Origin of the sequence: Nocardia arseniciresistens (genome assembly GCF_046764875.1) — a bacterium.
Classification (GTDB): domain Bacteria; phylum Actinomycetota; class Actinomycetes; order Mycobacteriales; family Mycobacteriaceae; genus Nocardia; species Nocardia arseniciresistens.
On sequence record NZ_JBKORD010000011.1, the window covers coordinates 105,053 to 131,938 of the forward strand.

Annotated in this window: 28 protein-coding genes; 16 read left to right on the top strand and 12 right to left on the bottom strand. The window is 66.3% G+C overall.

What is annotated here, in order from left to right; all coding sequences use genetic code 11:
• The first annotated feature begins 160 nt into the window (after positions 1–160).
• Complete coding sequence (locus ACLMAJ_RS21130) at positions 161–634, top strand: NUDIX hydrolase (RefSeq protein WP_412015499.1); 474 nt, start codon at positions 161–163, stop codon at positions 632–634.
• A 25-nt stretch (positions 635–659) separates the two neighbouring features.
• On the opposite strand, the gene ACLMAJ_RS21135 is transcribed toward ACLMAJ_RS21130, so the two are convergent.
• Positions 660–1,253: a TetR/AcrR family transcriptional regulator gene (locus ACLMAJ_RS21135; protein ID WP_412015500.1), complete on the bottom strand. Its 594-nt coding sequence runs from the start codon at positions 1,251–1,253 to the stop codon at positions 660–662.
• A 92-nt stretch (positions 1,254–1,345) separates the two neighbouring features.
• Between ACLMAJ_RS21135 and ACLMAJ_RS21140 the strand changes: the two genes are divergently transcribed.
• Positions 1,346–2,062: an alpha/beta fold hydrolase gene (locus ACLMAJ_RS21140; protein ID WP_412015501.1), complete on the top strand. Its 717-nt coding sequence runs from the start codon at positions 1,346–1,348 to the stop codon at positions 2,060–2,062.
• A 72-nt stretch (positions 2,063–2,134) separates the two neighbouring features.
• Here ACLMAJ_RS21140 and ACLMAJ_RS21145 read toward each other — a convergent pair whose 3' ends face one another.
• Positions 2,135–2,344, bottom strand: a complete 210-nt coding sequence (locus tag ACLMAJ_RS21145; RefSeq protein WP_412015502.1) for a DUF2510 domain-containing protein — start codon at positions 2,342–2,344, stop codon at positions 2,135–2,137.
• Positions 2,345–2,413: 69 nt separating this feature from the next.
• Positions 2,414–2,764 (bottom strand): hypothetical protein, encoded by a 351-nt coding sequence (locus ACLMAJ_RS21150; protein ID WP_412015503.1) that lies wholly within the window; start codon positions 2,762–2,764, stop codon positions 2,414–2,416.
• A gap of 61 nt (positions 2,765–2,825) precedes the next feature.
• Between ACLMAJ_RS21150 and ACLMAJ_RS21155 the strand changes: the two genes are divergently transcribed.
• The gene (locus ACLMAJ_RS21155; RefSeq protein ID WP_412015504.1) at positions 2,826–3,791 is read left to right on the top strand and encodes a quinone oxidoreductase family protein; all 966 of its coding nucleotides are present in this window, start codon (positions 2,826–2,828) and stop codon (positions 3,789–3,791) included.
• Positions 3,792–3,797: 6 nt separating this feature from the next.
• Here the strand turns inward: ACLMAJ_RS21155 and ACLMAJ_RS21160 are convergent, their stop codons facing one another.
• Entirely contained in the window at positions 3,798–4,973 is a 1,176-nt protein-coding gene (locus tag ACLMAJ_RS21160; RefSeq protein WP_412015505.1) for a serine hydrolase domain-containing protein, read from the bottom strand.
• Between the two features lie 128 nt (positions 4,974–5,101).
• On the bottom strand, positions 5,102–5,704 hold the full coding sequence (locus ACLMAJ_RS21165; RefSeq protein WP_412015506.1) for a TetR/AcrR family transcriptional regulator: 603 nt from the start codon (positions 5,702–5,704) through the stop codon (positions 5,102–5,104).
• Positions 5,705–5,788: 84 nt separating this feature from the next.
• Between ACLMAJ_RS21165 and ACLMAJ_RS21170 the strand changes: the two genes are divergently transcribed.
• On the top strand, positions 5,789–7,231 hold the full coding sequence (locus ACLMAJ_RS21170) for an FAD-dependent monooxygenase (protein WP_412015507.1): 1,443 nt from the start codon (positions 5,789–5,791) through the stop codon (positions 7,229–7,231).
• A gap of 39 nt (positions 7,232–7,270) precedes the next feature.
• Here the strand turns inward: ACLMAJ_RS21170 and ACLMAJ_RS21175 are convergent, their stop codons facing one another.
• Complete coding sequence (locus ACLMAJ_RS21175; RefSeq protein ID WP_412015508.1) at positions 7,271–8,260, bottom strand: heme o synthase; 990 nt, start codon at positions 8,258–8,260, stop codon at positions 7,271–7,273.
• Between the two features lie 380 nt (positions 8,261–8,640).
• Between ACLMAJ_RS21175 and tkt the strand changes: the two genes are divergently transcribed.
• From tkt to ACLMAJ_RS21220, 9 genes are all read left to right on the top strand, one after another.
• A complete protein-coding gene (gene tkt, locus ACLMAJ_RS21180) occupies positions 8,641–10,782 on the top strand; it encodes a transketolase (RefSeq protein WP_412015509.1) in 2,142 nt (713 codons plus the stop codon).
• A gap of 6 nt (positions 10,783–10,788) precedes the next feature.
• Complete coding sequence (gene tal, locus ACLMAJ_RS21185) at positions 10,789–11,928, top strand: transaldolase (protein WP_412015510.1); 1,140 nt, start codon at positions 10,789–10,791, stop codon at positions 11,926–11,928.
• Between the two features lie 5 nt (positions 11,929–11,933).
• The gene (gene zwf, locus ACLMAJ_RS21190) at positions 11,934–13,511 is read left to right on the top strand and encodes a glucose-6-phosphate dehydrogenase (RefSeq protein ID WP_412015511.1); all 1,578 of its coding nucleotides are present in this window, start codon (positions 11,934–11,936) and stop codon (positions 13,509–13,511) included.
• On the top strand, positions 13,508–14,416 hold the full coding sequence (gene opcA, locus ACLMAJ_RS21195) for a glucose-6-phosphate dehydrogenase assembly protein OpcA (protein WP_412015512.1): 909 nt from the start codon (positions 13,508–13,510) through the stop codon (positions 14,414–14,416). Before zwf ends, opcA begins: the two co-directional genes overlap by 4 nt.
• A complete protein-coding gene (pgl, locus tag ACLMAJ_RS21200; protein ID WP_412015513.1) occupies positions 14,409–15,137 on the top strand; it encodes a 6-phosphogluconolactonase in 729 nt (242 codons plus the stop codon). The genes opcA and pgl overlap by 8 nt, the downstream gene beginning before the upstream one ends.
• Positions 15,138–15,144: 7 nt before the next feature.
• A complete protein-coding gene (locus ACLMAJ_RS21205; protein ID WP_412015514.1) occupies positions 15,145–17,361 on the top strand; it encodes a thiamine pyrophosphate-dependent enzyme in 2,217 nt (738 codons plus the stop codon).
• A gap of 86 nt (positions 17,362–17,447) precedes the next feature.
• The gene (locus ACLMAJ_RS21210) at positions 17,448–17,927 is read left to right on the top strand and encodes an SRPBCC family protein (protein ID WP_412015516.1); all 480 of its coding nucleotides are present in this window, start codon (positions 17,448–17,450) and stop codon (positions 17,925–17,927) included.
• Between the two features lie 49 nt (positions 17,928–17,976).
• Positions 17,977–18,243, top strand: coding sequence for an alcohol dehydrogenase catalytic domain-containing protein (locus ACLMAJ_RS21215; protein WP_412015517.1), 267 nt, complete (start codon positions 17,977–17,979; stop codon positions 18,241–18,243).
• Positions 18,243–18,380: a zinc-binding dehydrogenase gene (locus tag ACLMAJ_RS21220; protein WP_412015684.1), complete on the top strand. Its 138-nt coding sequence runs from the start codon at positions 18,243–18,245 to the stop codon at positions 18,378–18,380. Before ACLMAJ_RS21215 ends, ACLMAJ_RS21220 begins: the two co-directional genes overlap by 1 nt.
• 102 nt (positions 18,381–18,482) lie before the next feature.
• On the opposite strand, the gene ACLMAJ_RS21225 is transcribed toward ACLMAJ_RS21220, so the two are convergent.
• On the bottom strand, positions 18,483–19,481 hold the full coding sequence (locus ACLMAJ_RS21225) for an alpha/beta fold hydrolase (RefSeq protein ID WP_412015518.1): 999 nt from the start codon (positions 19,479–19,481) through the stop codon (positions 18,483–18,485).
• A 54-nt stretch (positions 19,482–19,535) separates the two neighbouring features.
• Between ACLMAJ_RS21225 and ACLMAJ_RS21230 the strand changes: the two genes are divergently transcribed.
• A complete protein-coding gene (locus tag ACLMAJ_RS21230) occupies positions 19,536–20,384 on the top strand; it encodes an SDR family NAD(P)-dependent oxidoreductase (RefSeq protein ID WP_412015519.1) in 849 nt (282 codons plus the stop codon).
• 95 nt (positions 20,385–20,479) lie between these two features.
• Here the strand turns inward: ACLMAJ_RS21230 and ACLMAJ_RS21235 are convergent, their stop codons facing one another.
• Entirely contained in the window at positions 20,480–21,313 is an 834-nt protein-coding gene (locus ACLMAJ_RS21235; protein ID WP_412015520.1) for a LysR family transcriptional regulator, read from the bottom strand.
• 70 nt (positions 21,314–21,383) lie between these two features.
• On the opposite strand from ACLMAJ_RS21235, the gene ACLMAJ_RS21240 reads away from it, so the two are divergent.
• Positions 21,384–22,544, top strand: coding sequence for a YbfB/YjiJ family MFS transporter (locus ACLMAJ_RS21240; protein ID WP_412015521.1), 1,161 nt, complete (start codon positions 21,384–21,386; stop codon positions 22,542–22,544).
• A 26-nt stretch (positions 22,545–22,570) separates the two neighbouring features.
• Here ACLMAJ_RS21240 and secG read toward each other — a convergent pair whose 3' ends face one another.
• The 3 genes from secG to ACLMAJ_RS21255 all read right to left on the bottom strand — a co-directional run bounded on the left by secG (position 22,571) and on the right by ACLMAJ_RS21255 (position 25,065).
• The gene (gene secG / locus ACLMAJ_RS21245) at positions 22,571–22,804 is read right to left on the bottom strand and encodes a preprotein translocase subunit SecG (protein WP_328402986.1); all 234 of its coding nucleotides are present in this window, start codon (positions 22,802–22,804) and stop codon (positions 22,571–22,573) included.
• 33 nt (positions 22,805–22,837) lie between these two features.
• A complete protein-coding gene (locus tag ACLMAJ_RS21250) occupies positions 22,838–24,436 on the bottom strand; it encodes an MFS transporter (protein ID WP_412015522.1) in 1,599 nt (532 codons plus the stop codon).
• Between the two features lie 74 nt (positions 24,437–24,510).
• Positions 24,511–25,065: a hypothetical protein gene (locus tag ACLMAJ_RS21255; protein WP_412015523.1), complete on the bottom strand. Its 555-nt coding sequence runs from the start codon at positions 25,063–25,065 to the stop codon at positions 24,511–24,513.
• A gap of 185 nt (positions 25,066–25,250) precedes the next feature.
• Here ACLMAJ_RS21255 and ACLMAJ_RS21260 point away from each other — a divergent pair, with 185 nt between their 5' ends.
• Positions 25,251–26,030 (top strand): META domain-containing protein, encoded by a 780-nt coding sequence (locus tag ACLMAJ_RS21260; RefSeq protein WP_412015524.1) that lies wholly within the window; start codon positions 25,251–25,253, stop codon positions 26,028–26,030.
• 70 nt (positions 26,031–26,100) lie between these two features.
• Here ACLMAJ_RS21260 and tpiA read toward each other — a convergent pair whose 3' ends face one another.
• Complete coding sequence (tpiA, locus tag ACLMAJ_RS21265) at positions 26,101–26,886, bottom strand: triose-phosphate isomerase (RefSeq protein ID WP_412015525.1); 786 nt, start codon at positions 26,884–26,886, stop codon at positions 26,101–26,103.

Below are 26,886 nucleotides of genomic sequence, written 5' to 3' on the forward strand. Positions count from 1 at the left end.
ATAACGCGGCAGCATGACCGGCAAGTGTCGCCGCCGCCCAATTCGACGCAGTTGACTACACCGCCGACGGGATGCCCTCCGCCGTTCTCGATCAGCGTGGGGTAGATCGGCGGTAGATCGCCAATCCACTGCGGACACAACGCCCGTTTACTGTCGGTGCATGGCAACCCCTGACTTCATCCACACCATCCGGGCCGACGCGGGCAATCAACTGCTCTGGTTGCCGGGAGTAGGCGCTGTTGTCTTCGATGACCGGGGCAAGCTACTGCTGGGCCGTCGCGCCGACAGCGGCAAGTGGGCGATCATCGCGGGGATGCCGGATCCCGGCGAGCAGCCCGCGGCATGCGCGGTTCGGGAAGTGTACGAGGAGACTGCCGTTCGGTGTGTCGCCGAGCGCATCGTGATGGTCCGGGCAATGCCGCCGCACACCTATCCGAACGGCGACATCTGCCAGTTCATGGACATCACGATCCGGTGCCGAGCTGTCGGCGGCGCTGCGCGCGTCAATGACGAAGAATCGCTGGAAATCGCGTGGTTCGACGTCGACGCGTTGCCGGAACTGCCCGAGCACGAACTTCTGCGTATCGCACACGCGCTGTCGGATGGACCGACCTGGTTCGAGCCTGCACCCTGAACGGCAGCGATCCGCCCACACATCGTTACTCCCGTGGAATCCGACCAGCGGTCCCCTGCAATACGAGATCGACTGCGCCATTGAGGTAGTCCGGAGTCAGCGGCTCATTGCGCAGCAGGATTCGGAACCAGATGGCGCCGGCGAGCAGGTCCATGATCATGGCCGGATCCACCGAGAGCGGCAGTTCGCCGCGCCCTATCGCGCGCTCGAACATCGGCTGCTCACGGGTGAGCCGTTCGACGAAGAAGGTATGCGCGACGGCCGCCAGTTCCGGCCTGCGGGGTGCGGCGGCGAGAACGGTGGCAACGATCGGCGCGGTGTTTGCTCCGGTGAGCAGTTGGGTGATCTCTCGCATCAACGCCAGGAGATCGCCGCGCAGGCTGCCGGTATCCGGCATAGCGAAAGCCAGCAGATCGGACTTGACCAGTGCCGCGGCCAACACCGCGTCTTTCGAGGGCCACCATCGGTAGATGGTCGTCTTGTTGACGCCGGAACGGCTGGCGATGGACTCCATCGCCAGGCCCTCATAGCCCTGTTCGACCAGTAGATCGAGGGTCGCGGCGAAGATCGCCGAGGCTTGCCTCGGCCCTGCCTTGGCACGTTCTGCGCGTTCGGTCACCCGCCCGATAATACAACGCAACGTTGCGTTGTGTAGGCCCGGGATGTACGTTGGAACACAACGCAACGTTGCGTTGCAGATCGGAGCTTGGGATGAGTCTTCCTTTGGTGTTCGTGCACGGCATTCGACTCAGCGGTGCGTCATGGTCGGTGGTGCGTGAGCAGCTCGGCGAGCACCCGTCGGCGGCTGTCGATCTACCCGGCCACGGTGCGCGGCGCGGCGAACGGTTCACCTTGGCCGCCGCGATCGATGCGGTCGCCGAAGGGGTGGACGAGGTGGGTGGGCGCGCCCTGGTGGTCGGGCATTCGCTCGGCGGATATGTGAGTATCGCCGCGGCGGCCCGGCATCCGGAGCGTGCGGTCGGGCTTGTCGTCGCAGGAGCGAGCAGCCTGCCCAGTCGGCGCATGACGACTCCGTTCACGCTGATCCACCGCGTGTTGTCCAGGCAATCCGATGGCGGCGAGCGAGCCAGTGGCCGCATTTTCGACGCAATGCTTCCACCGCAGGTGGCTACGGCGATCAAACGCGGAGGGATCGCCACCGAGGTCATCCCGGATGTGGTCCGAGCGAGCGACCGATTCGACCCGCTCACCAACCTCGCCGCCTACCCCGGTCCCCTGTGGTTGATCAACGGCAGTCGCGACCACTTCCGCGCCGACGAACGCCAATTCCTGGCCGCGAGTACGAACGGCCGACTGCTCGTCACGCCGCGAGCAGGCCACTACCTACCTCTTGCCCACCCTGCCGAGTTCGCCCGATCCGTCCTCGACATCTCCTATGCGGCAGCTGGCCACGCCAGCACAGAGTGAGGGAACCGGCCGACGGCCATCGCCCGATCCGACGCGTAAACAACACGTACGCTTCAGGATTCATGGCCGGAGCTACTGACGTGGCTGGGTTTGGTCGGTCCACTGATGTCCGTCGAACCAGCGGACAAACGCCGGGTTCACATGATCGGGGTACCAGCCGGGTGCGATCGCGCTCGGCGACTGATGTCCGGATCCGGAGCTCGATCTGACCTTGACGATCACTGCGATTACGGCCAGGACGACGAGCAGGATGAGGATGTGCCAGACGCTGAATGCTCCCATCTGGTCAGTATCCCGGGCGGGGAGCAGCAGACCACATCGGCGGCATAGCTATGTCTCCGCGGCGGCGGATCAGGAATCGTTGCGGGCCTTGGGGAAACGGGTTTGGTGGGCGACCCAGCCTGCCATCTTGGCCCAGTGGCCTTTGCGCGGCGTAACGATGGAGGTCAGCTCGCGGTTCCATTCGTCGGCCTCGGTGAGGCCGTCGACCGTGGCGATCAGGTCCTTGGCGGTACCGAGGTCGGATACGACCCGGTCACCGAGGATGCCGTCGGAGCCTACGAGGGTGACGCGGACGCCCATGCGACCGATCGGCTGGAGGACGGCGGTTGCGGAGCCGCCATGCTCGGCGACGAACCCCTTGACGGAGTCCACCAGGGAACCCGACAGCTTCACTGGGACAGGGGTGACATGAGCACTCATGGGAGTTAGTTTACTGACCGGTATGTTCAGGTCCAGAGTCTGTGGGTGTAGAACGGATCTCATGCGCGCGATACAGGTTTCCGAGCACGGCGGTCCCGAGGTCCTGCAACTGACCGAGGTGCCGGACCCACAGATCGGCCCAGGCCAGCTCCTGGTCGACACCGAGGCTATCGGGATAAATTTCATCGACACCTACATCCGCACGGGGCGGTACCCGCAGGCAGTGCCCTATATTCCGGGCGGGGAGGGCACCGGAGTCGTAGCCGAGGTCGGTGCCGATGTGACCGAGTTCGCCGTCGGGGATAGGGTCGCCTGGGCGGCCGCGCCGGGTAGTTACGCCCAACGTGTCGCGGTAAACGCGGCGGTCGCGGTCGCGGTACCCGATGGGGTGGACCCGCCGGTCGCGGCCTCGGCCCTGCTACAGGGTATGACAGCGCACTACCTGATCGAATCGATCTACAAGCCCGAACCCGGCGAGACCGTACTTGTGCACGCGGGCGCGGGTGGTGTCGGCCTACTGCTCACCCAGCTCGCGACCAACCGTGGGGTTCGAGTCATCACCACGGTGTCCTCCGATGCCAAGGAAAAGCTGTCGAGGGAAGCGGGCGCTGCGGAGGTGCTGCGCTACAGCGACGATCTCGCCGACCAGGTGCGCGCGCTCACCGACGGTGTCGGTGTCGCCGCCGCGTACGACGGCGTCGGCGCGGCGACCTTCGAAGCCAGTCTTGCCTCGTTGCGCATCCGGGGCATGCTCGCGCTGTTCGGCGGCGCGAGCGGGCCGGTACCGCCCTTCGATCTGCAGCGGCTCGGTCCCGCGGGCTCGGTGTTCGTCACCCGCCCGACGCTGGTCCACTACACCCGCGATCGCGCCGAATTACTGTGGCGCGCAGGCGATATCCTTTCCGCCGTCGCCGACGGTTCGCTGCATGTTCGGATCGGTGCGACCTATCCGCTTGCCGAAGCCGCTCAGGCACATCGCGATCTCGAGGGCCGCAAGACCACAGGCTCGATCGTGCTGCTGCCCTGACCGAGTTCAGCGCCCGTTGGTCGCACCGGCCGGGAACAGCGGGCCGGTGAGACCGCAGAGTGCCATGCCCGCGAGCCGGAGCACAGCGATCTGGAACTCGGTGCTCATCGCCGCGAACGTGCCCTCGGTTACGGATATCACCACACCGGCGCGGCCATCGGGAGTGGTGAGCATTTCCGACGAATAGCCGGGCATGCGGCCGTTGTGCCCCACGGTGACGCACTCGCCGGGAAAGTCGTATTCGAGCAGTCCGAGTCCGTACCCGACGTTCGGACCCGGTCGGCGAATATCGCGCATCTCGCTCATCAACGCGGGCGACAACAGCCTGCCACCCACGAGCGCCGTGGCGAACGCCGCCAAATCCTGTGTGGTGGAGATTATTTCACCGGACGCTCCAGCCCAGGAGGGGTTCTGCCTTGTGGCGTCGGTGCGCTTGGTTTCACCACCTTCGGTGTAGTGCACGTATCCGTGCCCATGCGGTCCGAGAATCTCCGTCCTCGTTCCCGGCATCTCGGTGCGCCACAATCCGAGCGGCAGCACGATGCGGAGGTTGACCTGCCATGCGTAGGGCGTCCCGGTGAGTTTTTCGATCAGCAAACCCGCGAGGACATAGTTGGTATTGGAGTACGACCAACCCGCGCCCGGGTCGAACTTCAGTGGTTGGGCCACAACGAATCGCACGATTTCGTCAGGGAGGTAGGTCCGGTCCACGCTGTCGACCAGCACCGGGTCGGACGCGTCCGCGGGATCCGCGCTGGTGCTGTGACTACGCAGCCCACTGGTGTGCTGCAAGATCATTCGCACGGTAATGCGCTGATCCAACCCGAATTGCGGCAGATATCGGCCTACCGAATCGTCGAGACCAACCTTGCCCTCACCCACGAGCTGCAACAGCACCGTCGCGATGAAGGTCTTCGTGATGCTCCCGGCCCGGAACCGCCCATCTACCGGAACGCCTTCCTGGCGACCGATTTCCGCAATGCCGGCACTACCGGCCCATTCACCCGACTGATCGTGCACTCGCAGTTGAACTCCGGTAACGCCCGCCGCGACGAAATCGTTCATCGCCTGTTGCAGAGCGGCCCGATCCGCGCCACCGGACTCGGCAGCGGCATTCGTCCCCGCCGATCCGGTCAGGGCCACCAGTGCCGCTACCGCAACGATCCCCGCGCGAATCCCCATGGCCCCCCTCGACGAAATCCGTAGCGCCGACACTGCCACCTCGATGCCGCGGCTGCAAGCAATCTTCGACGCCGCCGGACCAGGTTGGCACTACCGGTGGAACGGCGGACGCCGCCGCGACGCGAGATTCAGTAGTCGCGCCCGGTGAGACCTCGGTAGATGAACCTGGTCAACCCTTCGACGGCCTGCTCGTCGGTCAGCGCGACGGTGCCGTCCTCGACCGCGAGCAGCAATCCCTGCATCACCAGGAACATCATCGCAAGACTCGCATCGGTCGTGCTCGGCAGCCGCAAACCCTTGTCGGCGAACCCGTCGACATGGTCGGCGACGTCCGCGCGCTGCTCCACACCGAAATGGCCGATCATCCGCGCGAAGTCCTCGTTGACTATCGCGGCTTGGCCGATCGCACGCAGTACCGGCGCGTGCTCGGTGGCGAAATTCCAATAACCGGCAACGTGATAGCGCACGCCGTCCGGGTCACTGAAGTCCGGATTGTGGTCCGGCCCCTCCGCCCGCATGTCCCCGGCGTCGGCCATGTCTTTCAGCAACGACTGGAGTAGCTCTTCCTTGCTCGCGAAGTGGTTGTAGAACGACCCGGCCGCGCGACCCGCCGCGGTGGTGATGTCGGAGATCTTCGCGTTCAGGTAGCCACGTTCGGCGAAAACCCGCAGCGCGGCGGCCTTGAGCGCCTGTTCGGTTTCCGCGGACTTCTCTCGGCGACTTGTCGACACCGACATCACCTCCTTGACAGCGAAAGGTACCAACTCCAATACTGAACAGACATTCAGTGAATTCTAATTCAGTAAGGACACCTCGTGCAGACCCAGGTACTCATCGCAGGCGCCGGACCCACCGGCCTCACCCTCGCCCTCGATCTGGCCCGTCGAAACATCGCGGTGCGCATCGTCGAGCAGGCCGATGAGTTTTTCAACGGTTCGCGCGGCGATGGCATCCAGCCCCGCACACTGGAGGTTTTCGACGATCTCGGCGTGCTCGACGCCGTACTCGCGGCCGGATCACCACTACCGGTGATGCGCGCGTACTTCGGCGGGCAGTTCGTCGGCGAACGCCGGATGAGCGAGCCGACGGCGCCGACGCCCGCGACCCCCTACCCGAACCCATGGATACTCGGACAGTCCAGGACCGAGGAACTACTGCGAGACCGGCTGGCGCAGTTCGGCGTTCACGTCGAACTGCGCACTGCGCTGACGGCATTCGATCACGATCAGACGGGCGTGACCGCGACACTGACGCACGACGGTCACCGCGAATCCGTCCGCGCCGCATATCTGGTCGGCGCCGACGGTGGCCGCAGCACCGTGCGCAAAGCACTCGGTATCCCGTTCGAGGGCAGCACCGACGAATCGATTCGAATGCTGCTCGCCGACGCGCGGGCCGATGCACTCGATCACGAGTTCGGCTACTGGTTCGCCGCTTCGGCACAGCGGCCGATGGAGGGAATCGCCCTGTCCCCCTTGCCCGGTGGGCGCCATTTCCAGTGCGCGGCACCGCTGGCGGCCGATGCCGAGCCGACTCTGGAGTTCCTGCAGGAGTTCGTCGACCGGTACTCCGGACGCGAGGACCTCATCATGAGCGAGCTCACCTGGTCCACGGTGTGGCGGCCGAATATCCGTCTGGCGCGGCGCTTCCGCGAGGGGCGAGTGTTCCTGGCGGGCGATGCCGCGCACGTGCATCCGCCCACCGGCGGACAGGGCATGAACACCGGAATCCAAGATGCCTACAACCTCGGATGGAAACTGGCCGCCGCGCTGAGCGGCGACGAGTCACTGTTGGACAGCTACGAAGCCGAGCGCAGGACCGTCGCCGCCCGAGTGCTCGGCATCAGTACCGACCTGCTGGACAAGCTGGTCGACGGCGACGAGAACGCCATGCATCGGGGCGAGGAGACGCGCCAGTTGGACATCAGCTATCGCGATACCGCCACCGAGGGCACGCTCGTCGCGGGCGATCGCGCACCCGACGCCCCACTCAAAGATGCGGCAGGGCGTCCGATTCGGCTGTTCGACCTGTTCCGTGGACCGCACTCGACATTGCTGGCCTTCGGCACGAGTAGCGGGCAGTCAGCATCGTCCAGCGTTCGGGAGTACACCGTGGTTCGCCCGGACGATACGACGAGCGGACATCATGTGGTGGATGTCGACGGTCACGCCTTCGCCGCCTACGGTGCGGGCGAGGGCACTGTTGTCCGCGTCCGGCCGGACGGATACATCGCCGAACACATCGCGGCCGAACGCTAGCCCGGACTGTCACGGCACAAGCTTCTTCGGCTACCGGAACTAGCCGAAGAAGCTGCCGATGGTGTCCCAGCCGAGCACCGAGTCCACCGCGAGACCGCAGAACACCACGGCCAGATAGTTGTTCGACTGCAGGAACAGCCGCAGCGGCTTCACCGATTCGCCACGCCGCACACCCGAGTACAGCTGGTGGGCCATGAGCAGGAACCACGCTCCTGCCACCAGCGCGACAGCGGTGTAGATCACGCCGGTCGCGGGGGCGAGGGCGAGCGTGGTGAGCACGGTGAGCCAGGTGTAGATGACGATCTGCTTGGTGACGACCTCTTCGGTCGCGACCACCGGCAACATCGGCACACCGGCCGCGCGGTAGTCCTCCTTGTACCGCATAGCCAACGCCCAGGTGTGCGGCGGCGTCCAGAAGAAGATGACGCCGAACAGTGCGATCGCTGGCCAGCCGATGCCTCCGGTCGCCGCGGACCAGCCGACAAGGGCGGGCATGCAGCCCGCGGCGCCACCCCACACCACATTCTGCGAGGTGCGGCGCTTGAGACCGAGGGTGTAGACGAAGACGTAGAACAGGATGGTCGCGACAACGAGCACGCCGCTGAGCAAGTTCGCCTGCCACCACAGCCAGGCGAACGACCCGATACCGAGCACAACGCCGAACACGAAGGCGTGCGAGGTCGGCACGGCGGCCCTGGCCAGCGGGCGCTTCGCGGTCCGCTTCATCACCTTGTCGATATCGGCGTCGGCCACACAGTTCAACGTGTTCGCACTCGCCGCGCCCATCCAGCCACCGAACAGTGTCACCAGGATGAGGCGGATATCGATGTTGCCTCGGTCGGCGAGCAGCATCGTCGGAATGGTCGCTACGAGCAGCAATTCGATGACGCGCGGCTTGGTGAGCGCGATATAGGCCAGCGGTTTCCGCAGCATTCGGGACGCGAGACCGTCGCCCGTGAACCGCTCGGCCAGCGCCGTCGGGGAGGAGCCGTGCGCGCCGTCGCCACCCGGCTGTTGCCCAATCCGCACTGTCTCTCCTCGCACGCTGTGCATCGCATCCGGCAATGGAACGAGCAGCACGCGACGTGCACCGTGCGGCTACTACTACAGAGGATGGTAGACCCACGCCGGTGGCGTTCTCGCCATCGCCCCCTCACGTGGCCGCGCGCAAAGCCCGCCGCGACCGGTCGGTACTCGGCCGTTGAACCGCCCGGTCGACGGCGCGAAACGGCATCCGCACGGCCCTGAACGAACGACACGGGACCCTGTAAGCCGGGTTCCCGCCCAGCCGGTCACCGGGCACATCTAGGGTGGTTGGGGTACACCGGTGCGCATTCGCCGCTGCCGCGGGGTCATCGCCGCCAGTAACCACCACAGTCGACGAAACCAATGTCAGGAGAACCTCGGTCGTGTCAGTCACAGACGACATCCGCGCCCTCACCCAGCCGAACTACCCGGACGACTGGACGGATCTGGACACCAAGGCCGTCGACACAGTACGGGTGCTAGCTGCCGACGCGGTACAAAACGCCGGAAACGGTCACCCCGGCACCGCGATGAGCCTCGCGCCGCTGGCGTACAGCCTCTACCAGCGCACGATGCGTATCGACCCCAGCGACCCGAGCTGGGTGGGCAGGGACCGGTTCGTGCTGTCCTGCGGGCACTCCAGCGTCACCCAGTACATCCAGCTCTACCTGGCCGGTTTCGGTCTGGAGCTCGAAGATCTGAAGAACCTGCGCAAGTGGGGCTCGCTCACCCCCGGTCACCCCGAGTTCCGCCACACCGATGGTGTCGAGATCACCACCGGCCCGCTCGGTCAGGGTCTGGCCTCCGCGGTCGGCATGGCAATGGCCTCGCGCCGCGAGCGCGGCCTGTTCGATCCGGATGCAGCACCGGGCTCGAGCCCGTTCGATCACTTCGTGTACGTGATCGCCTCCGACGGTGACTTCGAGGAGGGCGTCACCTCCGAGGCGTCCTCGCTCGCGGGCACCCAGCAGCTCGGCAATCTCGTGGTGATCTACGACGACAACAAGATCTCCATCGAGGACGACACCACCATCGCGTTCACCGAAGACGTGGCCAAGCGTTATGAGGCATACGACTGGCACGTCCAGGTGGTCGAGGGTGGCGAGGATGTCGTCGCGATCGAGGCGGCGCTGAGCGCGGCCCAGGCCGAGACCGGCAAACCGTCGATCATCGTGCTGCGCACCATCATCGGTTACCCGGCCCCCACCAAGATGAACACCGGCGCAGCGCACGGTGCCGCGCTCGGTGCCGACGAAGTGGCCGCCACCAAGAAGATCCTCGGCTTCGACCCCGAGCGGAGCTTCGACGTCGCCCCCGAGGTCATTTCGCACACCCGCGAGGTCATCGCGCGCGGCAAGCAGGCGCACCAAGCCTGGCAGCAGCAGTTCGACGCCTGGGCCGAGGCCAACCCGCGGAACAAGGCACTGTTCGACCGCCTCACCGAGCGCAAGCTGCCGGAGGGCTGGACCGCGAATCTGCCCACCTACGAGGCGGATCCGAAGGGCATGGCCACCCGCAAGGCGTCGGGCAAGGTGCTCGCAGCGCTGGCGCCGATCCTCCCGGAACTGTGGGGCGGCTCGGCCGACCTCGCCGAGTCCAACAACACCACCATGCCCGACACACCGAGCTTCGGCCCCGAGTCGATCTCGACCGGGATGTGGAAGGCCAACCCCTACGGTCGCACGCTGCACTTCGGTGTCCGTGAGCACGCGATGGGCTCGATTCTCAACGGCATCGCGCTGCACGGCCCGACCCGCCCCTACGGCGGCACTTTCCTGGTGTTCAGCGACTACATGCGCCCCGCGGTGCGCCTTGCCGCGCTGATGCGGCTGCCGGTCACCTACGTGTGGACCCACGACTCCATCGGCCTCGGCGAGGACGGCCCGACGCACCAGCCGATCGAGCACCTCGCCGCACTGCGCGCCATCCCCGGCCTGAACGTGGTCCGCCCCGGTGACGCCAACGAGACCACCTACGCCTGGCGCACCATCCTGGAGCGCGACAGCAGCGAGCACAGCTCGCACTTCTCGGTGTCGGATCTTCCGCACCAGGACGGTCCTTCCGCGCTGGCGCTGACCCGCCAGGACCTGCCGATCCAGGAGGGCACCAGCTACGAGGGTGTCCGTAAGGGCGGTTACATCCTTGCCGAGGCCTCCACCGCGACCCCGCAGGTGATCATCATCGCCACCGGTTCGGAGCTTTACCTCGCCGTCGAGGCCCGCACTACGCTGGAGGCGCAGGGCATCGGAACCCGCGTGGTCTCCATGCCGTGTGTGGAGTGGTTCGACGCACAGGACAAGGCTTACCGGGACGAGGTGCTCCCGCCCGCGGTCAAGGCTCGGGTTGCCGTCGAGGCCGGTATCGCGATGCCGTGGCACCGGTTCACCGGTGACGCGGGTGAGATCGTATCGATCGAGCACTTCGGCGCCTCGGCCGACCACAAGACTCTGTTCCGCGAGTTCGGCTTCACCACCGACAACGTCGTTGCCGCCGCGCAGCGCACACTCGAGAACGTGAAGGGATAGGCGCTCATGGCACAGAATGAAAACACCGCAGCTCTTTCTGCGGCCGGAGTCTCGGTATGGCTCGACGATCTGTCGAGGGACCGGATCCAGTCCGGCAACCTGGCGGAGCTGATCGCCACCCGCAGCGTCGTCGGTGTCACCACCAACCCGACGATCTTCCAGGGTGCGCTCAGCCAAGGCCACTCCTACGACGGCCAGCTGAAAGAACTCGCCGCCCAGGGCGCGGACGCGGACGCCGCGATCCGCACCATCACCACCGATGACGTGCGGGCCGCGTGTGACGTGTTCGCCGATGTCTTCGTGGCATCCGGTGGCGTCGACGGTCGCGTCTCCATCGAGGTCGACCCGCGACTGGCTTTCGACGCGGAAAAGACCACGGCGCAGGCCGTCGAGCTGTGGAAGATCGTCGACCGGCCCAATCTGTTCATCAAGATCCCGGCCACCGAAGCGGGCCTGCCCGCGATCGCTTCGGTGATCGCGGAAGGTATCAGCGTCAACGTGACACTGATCTTCTCCGTCCAGCGCTACCGCGCGGTGATGGGCGCTTACCTCGATGGCGTCGGCAAGGCCAAGGTCGCAGGCCATGACCCGGCCAAGATCCATTCGGTCGCTTCGTTCTTCGTCTCACGCGTGGACACCGAGATCGACAAACGGCTCGAAGCGATCGGCACGCCCGAGGCCCTGGAATTGCGCGGAAAGGCCGGTATCGCCAACGCCCGCCTCGCCTACGCCGAATACCAGGACGTGTTCGACGGCGGCAAGCACACCTCCACCTACGCTCACCTGGCCGCCTCGGCAGGCGCGAATCGGCAGCGGCCGCTGTGGGCCTCGACCGGTGTGAAGAACCCGGAGTACTCCGACACGATGTACGTCACCGAACTGGTGGGAAGGAACACGGTGAACACGCTGCCGGAGAAGACCCTCGAAGCGGTTGCCGACCACGGCGAGGTCCGTGGCGACACCCTCAGTGAGACGGCCTCGGCCGCCAAGGCGGTCTTCGACAAGCTCGCCGCCGTCGGCATCGACCTCGGTGACGTGTTCGAGGTGCTGGAGCGCGAAGGCGTCGACAAGTTCGAGAAGTCCTGGGCGGAGCTGCTTTCCGCCACCGCCGAGGAGTTGACCGCGGCAACTTCCGAAAGCAACTGATCGGGATGGCCGGCACAGCAGCGGCAGGAAAAGCGGCGGCAGCGGCATGGAAGAACCCGCTCCGCGACGAACGGGACAAGCGGATTCCCCGCATCGCGGGACCATGCAGCATGGTCATCTTCGGCGTAACCGGTGACCTGTCGCGCAAGAAACTGATGCCGGCCATCTATGACCTCGCGAACCGGGGACTGTTACCTCCCGGCTTCGCGCTTGTCGGCTTCGCCCGCCGCGACTACGCGGACGAGGACTTCGCCGCAGTCGTTCTCGAGTCGGTGAAAGCGCACGCGCGCACCCCCTTTCGTCAGGAGGTCTGGGACCACCTGGCCGAGGGCATCCGGTTCGTGCAGGGCACCTTCGACGACGACACCGCCTTCGCCACGCTCGCCGACACTCTCGCGAAACTGGATGCCGAGCGGGGCACCGGCGGCAATCACGCCTTCTACCTCGCGATCCCGCCGAATATGTTCCCCCTCGTGCTGGATCACCTCTCCGAGCACGCGCTGGCCAAACCGGCCACCACCGACGCCAACGGCCGCAAGCCGTGGCGGCGGGTGGTGATCGAGAAGCCCTTCGGGCACGATCTGGAAAGCGCTCAGGAGCTCAACACGCTGGTGAACGCGGTGTTCCCGGAAGAGACGGTATTCCGGATCGACCATTACCTCGGCAAGGAGACGGTGCAGAACATCCTGGCACTGCGCTTCGCCAACCAGCTCTACGACCCGATCTGGAACGCCAACTATGTCGACCACGTCCAGATCACCATGGCCGAAGACATCGGATTGGGCGGGCGCGCAGGCTATTACGACGGCATCGGCGCCGCCCGCGACGTGATCCAGAACCATCTGCTTCAGCTGCTCGCGCTCACCGCGATGGAGGAGCCGATCAGCTTCCAGCCCGACCAGTTGCAGGCCGAGAAGATCAAGGTGCTCTCGGCGACGAAGCTGGTCGAGCCGCTGGAGGAGACCACCGCACGCGGCCAGTACGCCGAGGGCTGGCAGGGCGGCGAGCATGTGGTCGGGCTGCTCGACGAAGAGGGTTTCGACCCACAGTCGCGCACCGAGACCTACGCCGCGATCACCCTCGAGGTCGACACCCGGCGCTGGGCCGGCGTGCCGTTCTATCTGCGCACCGGAAAGCGATTGGGCCGCAGGGTCACCGAGATCGCGGTGATGTTCAAACGCGCGCCGCATCTGCCGTTCGACCAGACGATGACCGAGGAACTCGGACAGAACGCGCTGGTCATCCGGGTGCAGCCGGACGAGGGCATCACCACCCGATTCGGCTCCAAGGTGCCGGGGTCGAGCATGGAAGTGCGCGACGTCAATATGGATTTCAGCTATGGCGAGGCATTCACCGAGTCCTCCCCCGAGGCCTACGAACGCCTGATCCTCGATGTACTGCTCGGGGTGCCGTCGCTGTTCCCCGTCAACGCGGAGGTCGAATTGTCCTGGCGCATCCTGGATCCGGTGCTCGATCAGTGGGCCGAGGACGGCAAACCGGAACCGTACGAGGCGGGGACCTGGGGTCCCGAGTCCGCCGACGAGATGCTCGCACGCACCGGGCGCGAATGGCGGCGGCCATGATCGTCGACATGCCGGAAACCACCACCTCCGAGGTCACCAAACGCCTGGTGCAGCTGCGTGAAAGCAACGGCGTGATCACCATGGGCCGGGTGCTGACCCTGGTCGTGTGCACGTTGGACAGCTCCGAGGCCGAAGGCGCCATCGACGCCGCCAACGACGCGAGCCGCGAACACCCCTGCCGGGTGGTCGTTTTGGCCCGAGGCGATCGTGCGGCCGAGACCCGCCTCGACGCCCAGATCCGCGTCGGCGGCGACGCGGGCGCCGCCGAGGTGATCGTGCTGCGGTTACAGGGCGAGCTGATCAATCACGAGAGCAGCGTCGTCATCCCGTTCCTGCTTCCGGATACACCGGTGGTCGCCTGGTGGCCGCGCGGCGCACCGGACTTCCCTTCCAAGGATTCGGTGGGGCGCTTGGCAACTCGCCGTATCACCGATGCCACCTTCGCACCCGACCCGCAGGACACGATCAAGAGGCGGCGCGATTCCTACGCCTCCGGCGATACCGATCTGGCGTGGAGCCGGATCACCTACTGGCGGGCCCTGCTCGCGGCGACCATGGACGAACCGCCCTATGAGCCGGTCGAATCGGTGACGGTGTCCGGGCTGCGCGAGGAACCCGCGCTGGACATGCTCGCGGGCTGGCTTGCCGAACGACTCGGCTGCCCCGTGCTTCGGCGCACCGGCGAGCTGCGGGTGGAGGTGCATCGCCCGTCGGTGTCGATAGCCATCGCGCGGCCACAGACCGGTCGCACCGCGACTCTTACCAGAACCGGTGACCCGGTCCAGCGAATCGCCTTGGCTCGCAGGGAAACCCGTGACTGCCTCGCCGAGGAACTGCGTCGGCTCGATGCCGACGAGATCTACGCGGAGGCGCTCGCCGGAATCGAGAAGGTGACCTATGAGTGAGACGGTCGAAGTCCACCTCGACACCGACGCGCTCGTCACCGCGGCGGCGACCAGGTTCGTCGACGTCGTGGTATCGGCTCAGGCCGCGCGTGGTTCCGCATCGGTGGTGCTGACCGGCGGCGGCACCGGCATCGCGCTGCTGGAACTGGTACACAAGTCGCCGGGCGCCATCGACTGGTCGAAGCTCGACGTGTTCTGGGGCGACGAACGATTCGTCCCCGCGGGCGACCCCGAACGCAACGACCTACAGGCCCGCCAGGCCCTGCTCGATCACGTCCCGGTCGATCCGGCCCGCGTCCACCCTGTCGCGGCTTCCGACGGCGAATACCCCGACCCCATCGAGGCCGCCGCCGAATACTCCGCCGCGGTGCACGCCCATCTGGCCGAACACGGCGCGTTCGACCTCCACCTGCTCGGCATGGGCGGTGAGGGCCACATAAATTCCCTGTTCCCGCACACCGACGCGGTCCGCGAACAGCACGAACTCGTTGTCGCCGTGACCAATTCGCCGAAGCCGCCGCCGGTTCGAGTGACCCTCACGCTGTCGGCGGTTCGCCGCACTCGGCACGTGGTGTTGGTGGTCGGCGGTGCGGCAAAGGCCGAAGCGGCCGCGGCCGCACTGGCAGGCGCCGACCCCGAGAACATTCCCTCGGCCGGCGCAAAGGGCTCGGAATCCACCACGTGGCTGCTGGACACCGACGCTGCGGCGGGGTTGAAGTAGTCCGCACATGACCGAGCATGGAGTCGACCTCGATGACCGGTTTCGTACCGAGATCGCGGCGCTGACATCCAGTCCCAGCCGTCCGGCCGAGGAGCCGATCGACCCGGGTGGGCTGGTCACCGGCGCTGGGTGCCTGGAACTGTTCGAATCGCAGGCGACGAGTAGGCAACTCGATCTCGCGGCACGTCGGCTCGGTAGCGCTCGACGGGGCTATTACAGCATCGGATCGTCGGGGCACGAGGGCAATGCGGCCGTCGCCGCCGCGCTGCGCGCGACCGATCCCGCCTTGCTGCACTACCGTTCCGGAGCGTTCTTCGTGCATCGCGCACGCCAGGTGCCCGGTCTCGACCCGATCCGTGATGTGCTGCTCGGCGTTGTCGCGGCGGTCGCCGACCCGATATCGGGTGGCAGGCACAAGGTCTTCGGCAGCAAGCCGGCCGGTGTGATTCCGCAAACCTCGACGATCGCGTCGCAACTGCCGCGTGCGGTCGGGCTCGGCTTCGCGATCGGTCGCGCCGCGCGACTCGGGGTCACCAGCGAATGGCCGACGGATGCTGTCGTGCTGTGCAGTTTCGGCGACGCGTCGGCCAACCATTCCACTGCGACGGGCGCGATCAATACCGCGATTCACACTGCCCACCAAGGGATTCCGATGCCCGTCCTGTTCGTCTGCGAGGACAACGGGATCGGCATCAGCGTGCCGACCCCGCCGGACTGGATCGAGCACGCATACGGGCTTCGCCCCGGCCTCGAGTACTTCTGCGCGGACGGCTGGGACGCCCTCGACGCGTTGACCACCGCGAAGGCCGCCGCCGAGTGGGTACGCGAAAATCGCAAGCCCGCGTTCCTGCGCCTGCGCACGGTGCGACTGATGGGCCACGCCGGATCCGACGTCGAATCCGCCTACCGTCGCCCCGCCGATATCGCTGCCGATCTCCAGCGTGACCCGGTCACCGAGACCGCCCGGTTGCTCGTGACGATCGGCGTGGCGACACCCGACGAGGTCATCGAGCGCTACGAAGACATCCGCACCCGCGTTACCGCAACGGCCGAATCGGTGTGGCGCGAAGCCAAGTTGACCTCCGCGGCCGCGGTCATGGCACCGCTGGCGCCGTCACATCCGGAGCAGGTGCGGGCGGACGTACTACGAGGAACGCCCGACGCTTCCGCGCGACACGACGCGACGAATCAGGCTGCGGCGGTTGTCGATTCGATGACACTCGCGCAGGCTGTCAACCACACCCTCGGCACGCTGCTGGCTCGCGACCGCGACGTGCTGGTGTTCGGTGAGGACGTCGGTCGCAAGGGTGGCGTGTACGGCGTCACCAAAGGGTTGCAGAAGACATTCGGCGCGCGACGGGTCTTCGACACGCTGCTCGACGAGCAGAGCGTACTCGGGACGGCGCTCGGTACCGCGCTTGCCGGTCTTGTCCCGATTCCGGAGATCCAGTATTTGGCCTACCTGCACAACGCGGCCGATCAGCTGCGCGGTGAGGCCGCCACGCTGCAATTCTTCTCCCATGGGCAATACCGGAATCCGATGGTGATCCGCATTGCCGGGTACGCCTACCAAAAGGGTTTCGGCGGGCACTTCCACAACGACAACTCCATCGCCGCACTGCGTGATATCCCCGGCATCATCCTGGCGTCACCGTCTCGTGCCGACGATGCCGCCGCGATGCTGCGCACCTGCGTTTCCGCCGCACGCGTCGACGGCCGCGTGTGCGTCTTCCTGGAACCTATCGCGCTGTACCACACTCACGACCTGCACCGGCCCGGCGACGACGCTTGGCTCGCCGCGCCGACGGCCGATCACGTCGAGATCGGGCGCGCTCGCGTCTACGGCTATGGCTACGGCACCGATCTCACGATCGTCAGCTTCGCCAACGGTGTACCGATGAGTCTCCGTGTCGCCCAACGACTTTCCGAACGTGGGATCTCCACCCGGGTACTCGACCTACGCTGGCTCGCGCCGCTTCCTCTCGAAGACCTGCTGCACCACGCTCGCGCCACCGGCCGCGTCCTGGTCGTCGACGAAACCCGCCGCTCGGGAGGCGTCTCGGAATCCGTCTGCGCCGCCCTGATCGACGACGGTTTCGACGGCCGCCTCGCCCGCGTCACCAGCGAAGACAGCTTCATCCCCCTCGGCCCGGCCGCCGAAACGGTCCTGCTCGACGAAGACCGGATCGAGGCCGCTGCGGGAAAACTCCTTGCCGAGCCGTGACTATTGCGATCGGGCGATTCGGATTCGGTGGGCCGGGAGTGGAAATAAAGTGAACAGAAGGGTAACCGGCAGTAGGAGGGCACGCGATGACCACGATGTCCATGCTCGGCGAGGTACGGCCCGAGCACGATCGCGAAACCGATGGCGAACTGGTGTTGCTGCATTACTTGCGGTCATTTCGGAGACCGGTGTTGGAAGTGTGGTCGGCGTGCACGGAGCGGCGGCAGCTCGAGCGCTGGTTCGGGGCGGTGTCAGGGACAGGTCGTGAGCTGACGATCGAGCCGATCGACGGTCCAGGAATTGGGCCGATTTCAGTGCGAGTGCAGCAGTGCACGGCGCCTCATGAACTGGTCGCGCGAATCGACGGGTGCGTGCTCGAGCTGCGCATGACCCAGGTCGGCGTCGTCACGAACGTCGAGCTGATCCGCCGACATGTGTGTCCTACCGAGGCGAGCACGATCGGGCCGCGCTGGCAATACCTCCTCGACCGCCTCACCGCGTACCTGGACCGGCAGCCGCTGCCCCAGTGGGCCGAATATTCGGAACTCGCCTGCGAATACAAGTAACGAACAAGCCCCTTGACCTCGAGCTGGGTTGAGATTCTAACCTGCGGTCATGCGTGCGGTAATGGTGAAGCGTTTCGGCGACCCGAATGTTCTGGAGCTCATCGATCTACCCACACCCGTACCCGGGCACGGCGAAGTCGCTATCGATGTGTCCGCCATCGGCGTGGGTTGGCTCGACACCAAGATTCGGTCAGGCGACGGGCCCGCGGTGTTCGGAGTCGAGCCGCCGTACGTGCCGGGCGGGGCCGTCGCGGGAACGGTGGTCGCGGTCGGTGCGGGCTGCCGGGATTCCGGCCGGACAACAGTCGCCGAGTGATGCGAGTGTTGAATGAAGCCGCCGCAGGCGGCTTGACCCCGATCATCGGGCACGCCTACCCCCTTGCGGAAGCCGCCACCGCGCATGCCGACATCGAAGCGCGTCGATTCACCGGCAAGATTCTGTTGTTGCCATGACCTCGGCATCGCCGAAAATGCCCTACCGACCTTCGTGATCTGGGGTTGGAGCTTGGACACGTGCGGCAGCCGACTAGTGCGTGAGCAGCAAACCCACGTCGTTCAGGACCGGATAGTCGATTCGGCAACCGGTACCGGGACGAGCTCGCGTAGATGAGCGGTGATCAGGTCGTTGACCTCGGTGGAGCGTTCCAACTGCACCAGGTGGCCTGCGCCGTCGATCTTGGTGACCCGGCGGAGGTTCGGGACGTTGGCACGCAGAGTAGCCAAGGGGTCGCGGCCGCTGAAGCCCTCCATGTCGGGGTCGCGATCGCCGTAAAGGAAGTAGGTGGGCGGGGTGACCGTGGCGTCGGCGAAGTCGGCGGTGAGTTCCCAGTTGCGGTCGAGGGCGCGGTACCAGTTGAGGCCGCCGGTGAAGCCAGTTTGTTCGAAATCTCCTGCCAGAACGTCCAATTCGTCGTCCGAGAGCCAATTCCACGGCAGCGGCGGAGCCTCGGGCAGTACGTCGAGGTAGCCGGTGCCTTCCGGTGGGAAGCGCCAGGTGTCGAGGTAGTGGTAGTCGGCGCTGAGGGAGAAGTAGACACGGGCGAGGAATGCCCTCGGGTCGGCTCCGAGTTCGGCGTCGGCGGGGCCGGGCTTCTGGAAGTAGTCCAGGTGCAGGAAGTGGCGCTGCGCGGCCTTGGCCCACAGCTGCGACGGCGCGCGCGGCGGGCGAGGAGCGAAGGGGTTGTTGAGCACGATGATGCCGCGCACGCGCTCCGGTGCGCGCAATGCCAGTTCCCAGACCAGTGCGGCGCCGAAATCCAAACCGACGAACACGGCTTGTTCGGCGCCGATGTCGTCGAGCAAGCCCAGGAGGTCGCCGATCACCGCTTGGTTCGTGTAGGCCTCCTGCTCGGCGGGGGCCTCGGTGCGTCCGTAGCCACGCAGGTCGGGCGCGATGGCTCGGTAACCTGCCCCGGCGACCGCTGCCAGCTGGCGATGCCAGATGAACCATGTGTGCGGGAAGCCGTGGCAGAAGATCACCGGAGACCCGTCGCCCTGTTCGGCGACGTGCATTCGAATGCCGTTTGTCGCCACGAACCGATGGGTCAACTCCACTACAGCCTCCAAAGCATAGAACGTGTTCTTGTTTCAAGGTAATGTCCCGAGATCGTGAACGGAATACCTCACTTACTCGGCGGCCACGTAGCCGTCGTCACCGGAGCCAGTCGTGGCATCGGCAAAGGCATCGCTCTCGAACTGGGCGCGGCAGGCGCGACGGTGTATGTCACCGGACGCTCTACCGCGGCAGGACGGCTGCCGGGGACGGTGCACGACACGGCCGCGGAAATCGATGGCCTCGGCGGCCACGGGATACCGTTCGTATGCGACCACCGCGACGACGACGCGGTCCAGCGGCTGTTCACGCGCGTGCGCGACGAGCGTGGCAGGCTGGACGTGCTGGTGAACAATGTCTACAACTCCCCCGCGGCGGCCCGCTGGCTCGGCAAGCCGTTCTGGGAGGTGCCGCCGACCGCATGGGATGAGACGTTCGACGTCGGTGTCCGATCGCATTACGCGGCAAGCGCATTCGCCGCACCGCTGCTGATCGAGTCGGCGGGATTGATCGCGAACATCTCCTCGCCGGGTTCGCAGCGCTACATGCACAATGCCGTGTACGGCGTCGCGAAGACCGCGCTGGACCGGCTCACGTCCGATATGGCCCACGACCTCGCCGATACCGGTGTCACCGTAATCTCGCTGTGGCCGGGGATCGTGAATACCGAACTGCTGCAAATGGTTCCGGCGAACGAAGAGGGCAGGCGCATGGTCACGCTGCCCGGTGAGGGCACCTTCGACCTCGATGCCGCCGAATCGCCCCGATTCCCCGGCCGCGCTGTGGTCGCCGTCGCCGCCGACCCCGACCGCCGCGCCAGGACCGGACAGGCATGGCGGGTAGCCGATCTCGCCGAGCAATACGGCTTCACCGACGTCGACGGCCGCATTCCGCGCGCCGACTGACCGCCGAGTTCACCGCGCGCATCGGATGATCTGACGGGTGTCGGACGCGGCGCAGTTATCGTCCGATGCGACGGTCACGACGAACCGCGTGCCCCTCATGCGATTGCGACAAAGCGCTGCACCGATCGCGCCGGAGTCGGCTTCGCGCGCCAGGTGACGTAGACGTGTGAAGAAGGAGCGTCGGGGACGTCGAGGTAGATCACGCCTGGGTGAGGTGCGCGGGTCCGAGCCAGAGTGGGGACGCCACCGATGCCGCGGTCCGCGGCGACGAGTTCGATCCATTCGTCGAAATTCGTGCAGGTGATGATGGTGCGGCTCGGGTCGGGCCGGTCCCACGACCCGGCATGGATCGTGCCGGATACAACATTGACGACCAGCGGGTAGCGGGCGAGATCTGCCCAGCGCAGGTCCTCGGCATGGGCGAGCGGGGAGTTGATCGAGACCGCGACCATCCGCTCCTCGGTCCCGACAACCCGGGACGCGAGGTGGCGCGGGAGCCGAATCTCGTTGCGGTGGATGGCGATATCGATCGACCGGCCTTCCAACGCCGCGATCGGGTCCTCGACTCGGTGCAGCGAGATGCGGCCACCGAGAGCCTCGTAGCGATCTCGTGTCTGCGCGAACCAGCAATCGGGAAGCAGCCAGGAAAAACCGACATCGAGGGTGGCACGTGAGCGGAGTTCGGCACCGACGGCGTCGATATCGGCGATGATCCGCCTGCTGTGCCCCAGTAGTTCCGCGCCTTCTTCGGTGAGCTCGAAGCGCCGCGACGAGCGCTCGATCAGGCGGCATTCGACCACGCGCTCCAACTGCTGGATGGTTCGGGTGAGCGCGGGCTGGCTCAGGTGCAGACGCGTCGCGGCGCGCGTGTAGTTCGCCTCTTCACACAGGGCGAGATACGCCCTGAGGTGCCGCAGCTCGATATCCATGCATCGAGCGTATACATCGTGCGTAGAAAGCATTTCACGAGCTATCCGGCGGTCCGTACGGTCGGATGACGTGACCGATACCGTAACTCCCACCTCACCAAGCACCATCACATCGGCGCTCGCGGCGGGCGCGGGGTTGGCCGCCGCGGTGGGGGTCGGCCGCTTCGCCTACACCCCGCTGATGCCCGCGATGGTCGATGCGCACCGTATCGACGCACATGAGGGAGCGCTCATCGCCGCCGCGAATTACGCGGGCTACCTTGCGGGGGCCATGCTGGCTCGGCGGCCGGATCTCAACAGCCGCACAATTTTTCGCCTCGCCGCCGCGACCCTCGTGGTGAGCCAGGCGCTGCTGGCGGTGCCCGCACCCGCAATGCTCTGCGGCGTGCTGCGACTGATAGCCGGGATAGCCAGCGCGGTGCTTTTCGTCGGCTGCGCCGGTGCGATCGCCCGGCTCGACGGCCACCGGCACGCGGCGGGCATCGCGTTCGGCGGCGTCGGCATCGGCATCGCGTCGACCGGTCTGCTGGCCCTCGCGGCGCGGCCGGTGCTGCCATGGCAGGCACTCTGGCTCGGAGCGGCCGGATTGACGGCGGTGCTGCTGCTTGCCTCGCTCGGACTCGACATCCATCCAGGTCACCAGGCCGCCGAGACCAGCGGTAGACCCCGCTCGACGCGGGCCTGGCGCGCGTTGCTCGTCGCCTACTGCCTCGAAGGCGTCGGCTACATCGTGATCGGTACGTTCCTGGTCGCCGCGGTCGGTGCGCACAACGGCCCGACCGTCGGCTCGGCGATGTGGGTGATCGTCGGTGCGGCCGCGGCGACTGCCATGTTGTGGGGCATGGCCGCTCGGCGCTGGACACCGGCGGCGGCCTTGGTCGTAGCACTGTTGGCGCAGTGCCTGTCGGCGGCGCTGCCCGCGGTATCGACCGCGATCTTGCCCGCTGCCCTCTGCGCGGCACTGTTCGGCGGCACATTCATGGGCATCACCATGCTCGCGATCCGAGTGGGCACCGAACTGTCGGACCACCGGGCCGCGGCAACGCTCACCGCAGGCTACGGATCCGGACAGATGCTCGGTCCGCTCGTTGTGGCTCCGCTGGTCGGCGACGGGTACACAGTGGCGTTCGTCATCGCGACGGTCGTGCTGATCGCGGCGACGGCGGCGGCCGCCATCGTCGTGACGGAACTTCGGCGCGGCACAAATCGCCGCAGCTCACTTGAAGCGTGAGCTGCGGCATTGGACCGGAGTTCCGGTCAGGCGAACTTGATCTCCAGGCCGATGCCGAGGATGGCGATGAGCCAGACCAGGCCGGTGAAGATGGTGACACGGTCGAGGTTCTTCTCGACGACTGTGGAACCCGACAGGCTGGACTGAACACCGCCGCCGAAGAGGCTGGACAGGCCTCCACCCTTGGCGCGGTGCAGCAGCACCAGCAGCACCAGCAGCACGCTGGTGACGATCAGAAGGATATCCAGGAACATCCGCATGTCGCACAGTCTATGGGGTCGCTCTCGCCGCGTTTAATGCGGCTCCACCGCGACGAGATGGGTGATTGTGTCGGCGCCGTTGGTGAACGCTGTGACGGCGACTTCGCGCAGTTGATCTTGGGCGGTGAGCCGCACCTGATGCTGATGCATGTGTTCGGCCCATGACCGCACGACGAACGCCTCCACATAGCGGTCGATCACACCGACGTCGCGATACAACCGCCACTCCATCGCGCCGGTGCGCTGGCGCGAGCGCCCGACGAAGGCCATCGCGGCCATGAACTCCTCGACGTTCTCGGCGGGCACGTCATAGGTCCGCAGCACCATGACAGGGCCGTCGGCCGGCTCCGGCTCGACAACGAGCTGCGGTTCGGGCCAGAACGCCGACGGCGTCAGGTCCAGTTCCTCGGCGTTGTGCCGGATCGGCAGCCAGAGCGTGCTGACCGCACAGCAGGCGAGCAGCCCTGCGGACATGAGCATGGCCTGCACAGGACCGACCGCGCCTGCGACCAGGCCCCAGACCAGCGACCCGATCGCCTGGCAGCCCATGAATACGAGCATGTACACCGACAGTCCGCGCGCCCGCACCCACGCGGGCAGCAGCAACTGCATGGTCGAGTTCATCGTGGCCATCGCCAGCAGCCAGGCCAACCCGGCACCGACCAGCAGGGCAAGCACCACCGGCACCGAGTGCAGCAACACCGTGCCCGCCGTCGCGACGCCGAACAGCACCGCGGCCACGGCCAACCGCTGCGTCGGAGTCAGCAGCGAGCGCAATCGTGACAATGCCAGCGCCCCGAGCACCGCGCCGATGCCGAGCGCACCGAGCATCAGTCCGTAACCGGACGAGGACAGACCGAACTCGTCGCGCGCGATGACAGGCAGCAGCGCCCACAACGCGCTCGCCGGCGCGATGAACAGGATCGCGCGCACCAGCACTCGGCGAATCGCGGGCGCGGCACGAATGAAGCGGGTGCCCGCTTGCAATGCCGCGAGCGGACGCTCGCTCGGCAGGGTTTGGTCGGTCCTCGGTCGACGCCACAGCGCGAGCACTGCGACGATCCCACCGAAGGACACCGCGTTGAGCGCGAACACCAGGGTCGGTCCCGACACCGACACCAGCACACCGGCCACCGCAGGGCCGACAGCACGCCCGAGGTTGATGTTCATACTGCCCAGCGCGGCGGCGGAGGTAATCTGTTCGCGCGGAACCAATTCCGGCTGGATCGCCTGCCATGCCGGTGCGGTGAGCGCCTGTCCGCACCCCAAGAGGAACAGCAACGTCAGCAGCACCGCAGGTGTGGTGTGCCCGGTCGCGGTCGATACCGCGAGCACCGCGGCGAGCACGGCCATCGTCGACTGCGCACCGAGCAGCAGCCTGCGCCGATCGAGCAGATCGGCGAGCACCCCCGACGGGATGGACAGCAACATCACCGGCAGCGTGATCGCGGTCTGCACGAACGAAACCAGCGTGGCGGCATTCGGCTCGTCGACCAAAATCCACTGCGCACCCACGGTCTGCATCCAGGTGCCCAAATTCGACACCAACTGCGCGATCCACAACGCCCGATAGACCGGCGATCGCAACGGCGCCCAAGTAGACAGCGGAATCGTCGCATCGGCAGTGGTCACGGCCCGAGCTTAGCGACGCCTGCCGCCGAGCCGGCCCCAGCATGTCCAGCTGCCCGGAAACGCCTGACTATCAGCTACGGACGAAGCAGCGGGTCGGCGGCGATCCGGGCCACGGTCTCGGAGTCGGGCAGGTAGCGGCGAGCGCTCAGGACCCATTCGCGGCGTAGTTCGGGGATGGCGACCTGAGGTCGGTCCCATTCGTGGTCCAGCTCGGAACTCCACTGCTCAGGCGCGGTGGCGGGAGCGAAGGCCGGGCTGTCGATCGGACCGTTGTCGCATAGGAAGTCCGTGGTGGTGGCGAGGTAGTCGTTCCACCGGGAGTACGAGGTGGTCAGGGTCAGCGAGTCGGGAACGTCGAGTTTCAGCAAACAGGTGCCGTGCGCCCATTGGTCGTCGCCGAGTAGCGAGTTCGCTGTCTGCCGGATTCGGTTGCGCTGCGGCGAACTATCGGGCCAGCACCACACGGGTGGCGCACTCGCCGAGACGATGCCGCGACGGTGCATCTCGGCAACCATCGCGCGGAATGCGGGCCGCCAGTTGACGATCACTCGATCCCATTCGGCCAGGTAACGTCCGTTGGACCGCAGTGCGGCAACCACTTCCGGCGCTTGCAGCGTCCACAGTCGCATCAAATGTCTCCAACTCATCCTCACCGATCGACCATCATTGCGCACTGGGCAGGGACTCGGCGTACGCCGGTCTGACAGCAGCTCGCATCCGTCCGCGGCAATGTCCGCGTCCGCGGGCGTCCGGACCGGAAAACCGTGTCGCGAATGCCGGTTTCGGCACCGCGCACCGTCGGTAGGATCGCTACATGTCGGCCAACTTCATCCGCCTCGGTCCGATCCTCTTGCTCACATTGTGGGCAGCTGCCTGCACGAGCGACTCCGAGAAGTCCCCCGAGCCGGCGTCGACCCCGATGGGGCACACCTACATTTCCACCACCGTCGAAGGCACTCCCATCCCGGGCGGCGGCCCGCTGACGCTGACGTTCGCGAACGGTCGGATCTCCGCCGGCGCGGGCTGCAACTCCTTCAGCGGCACAGTCGCACTCGACGACCACAAGCTGAAGGTATCCGCCCTGGCAGGCACTCTCATGGCCTGCGCTGGTGACCGCGCGGGCACCGACGAATGGCTCACGACCCTGCTGAGCTCGACTCCGGGCTGGGAGCTCGATGACACCGCGCTCACCCTCCGCGGCGCCGACTCGACCGTGCATCTACTCGACAAGAAGGTCGCGCAGCCCGACAAACCGCTGACCGGCACCACCTGGATCGTCACCGAGACCATCACTCCCGACGCCAGGACCCGCTCGCGGGTCATCGACGAGGCGAAACCGACCCTCACCATCGCCGCCGACGGCGCGATCTCCGGAAGCGGCGGCTGCAACCGTCTGACCGGCAACGCCACCATCGCAGGGGCGGAGGTCACCTTCCGGGTCGCCAGCACCAGGATGATGTGCGCACCGGAGGTGATGGAGGTCGAGAACGCCGTCCTCGAAACTCTCGACGGCAAGACAACCGCCACTATCGATGCGGACACCCTCACCCTGCGCAACGACAATGGCAACGGCCTGACTTTGCACGCCGAATAAGCGGCATCGAAGTTTGCGAAAAGCGAAGAGCCGGACATCGTGTCGATGTCCGGCTCGTCGTGGAAAGCGCTTACGGCAGTGGGCCGCCCGCGGCGATCGCGGCAAGGGTGGCGAACTCGTCACCCTTGAGCGATGCACCGCCGACCAGTGCGCCGTCGATGTCCGTCTGCGCGACCAGCTCACCGACGTTCTTTGCGTTCACCGAACCGCCGTAGAGCACGCGCAGCGCGGCGGCGACCTCCGGGTTGGCCAACTCGGCCAACTCGGCGCGGATCGCCCCGCATACTTCCTGCGCGTCGGCCGGCGTCGCCACCTTGCCGGTGCCGATCGCCCAGACCGGCTCGTAGGCGATGACGACCTTCGAAATCTCTTCGGCCGTAAGACCTTTCAACGATCCGCGCAGCCGCTCGAGGTTGTATTCGACGTGCGTTCCCGCCTCACGAATGTTCAGGCCCTCACCGATGCAGACGATCGGGGTGATCGCGTGCTTCAGCGCCTGCTTCGCCTTGGCGAGCACGGTGGCGTCGTCCTCGAGGTGATATTGCCGCCGCTCCGAGTGCCCGACAACCACATAGGTGCAGCCGAGTTTGGCGAGCATGGATCCACCGATCTCGCCGGTGTACGCGCCGGATTCGTGCGTGGACACGTCCTGCGCGCCATAGGTGAGCAGCAGCTTGTCGCCCTCCACCAGCGTCTGCACGCTGCGCAGATCGGTGAACGGCGGTACGACGGTGACATCGACCTTGGCGAAGTACTTCTCGGGCAATGCGAATGCGATCTTCTGCACCAGAGCGATGGCCTCGAGGTGATTGAGGTTCATCTTCCAGTTGCCCGCGATGAGCGGCTTGCGTGCCAT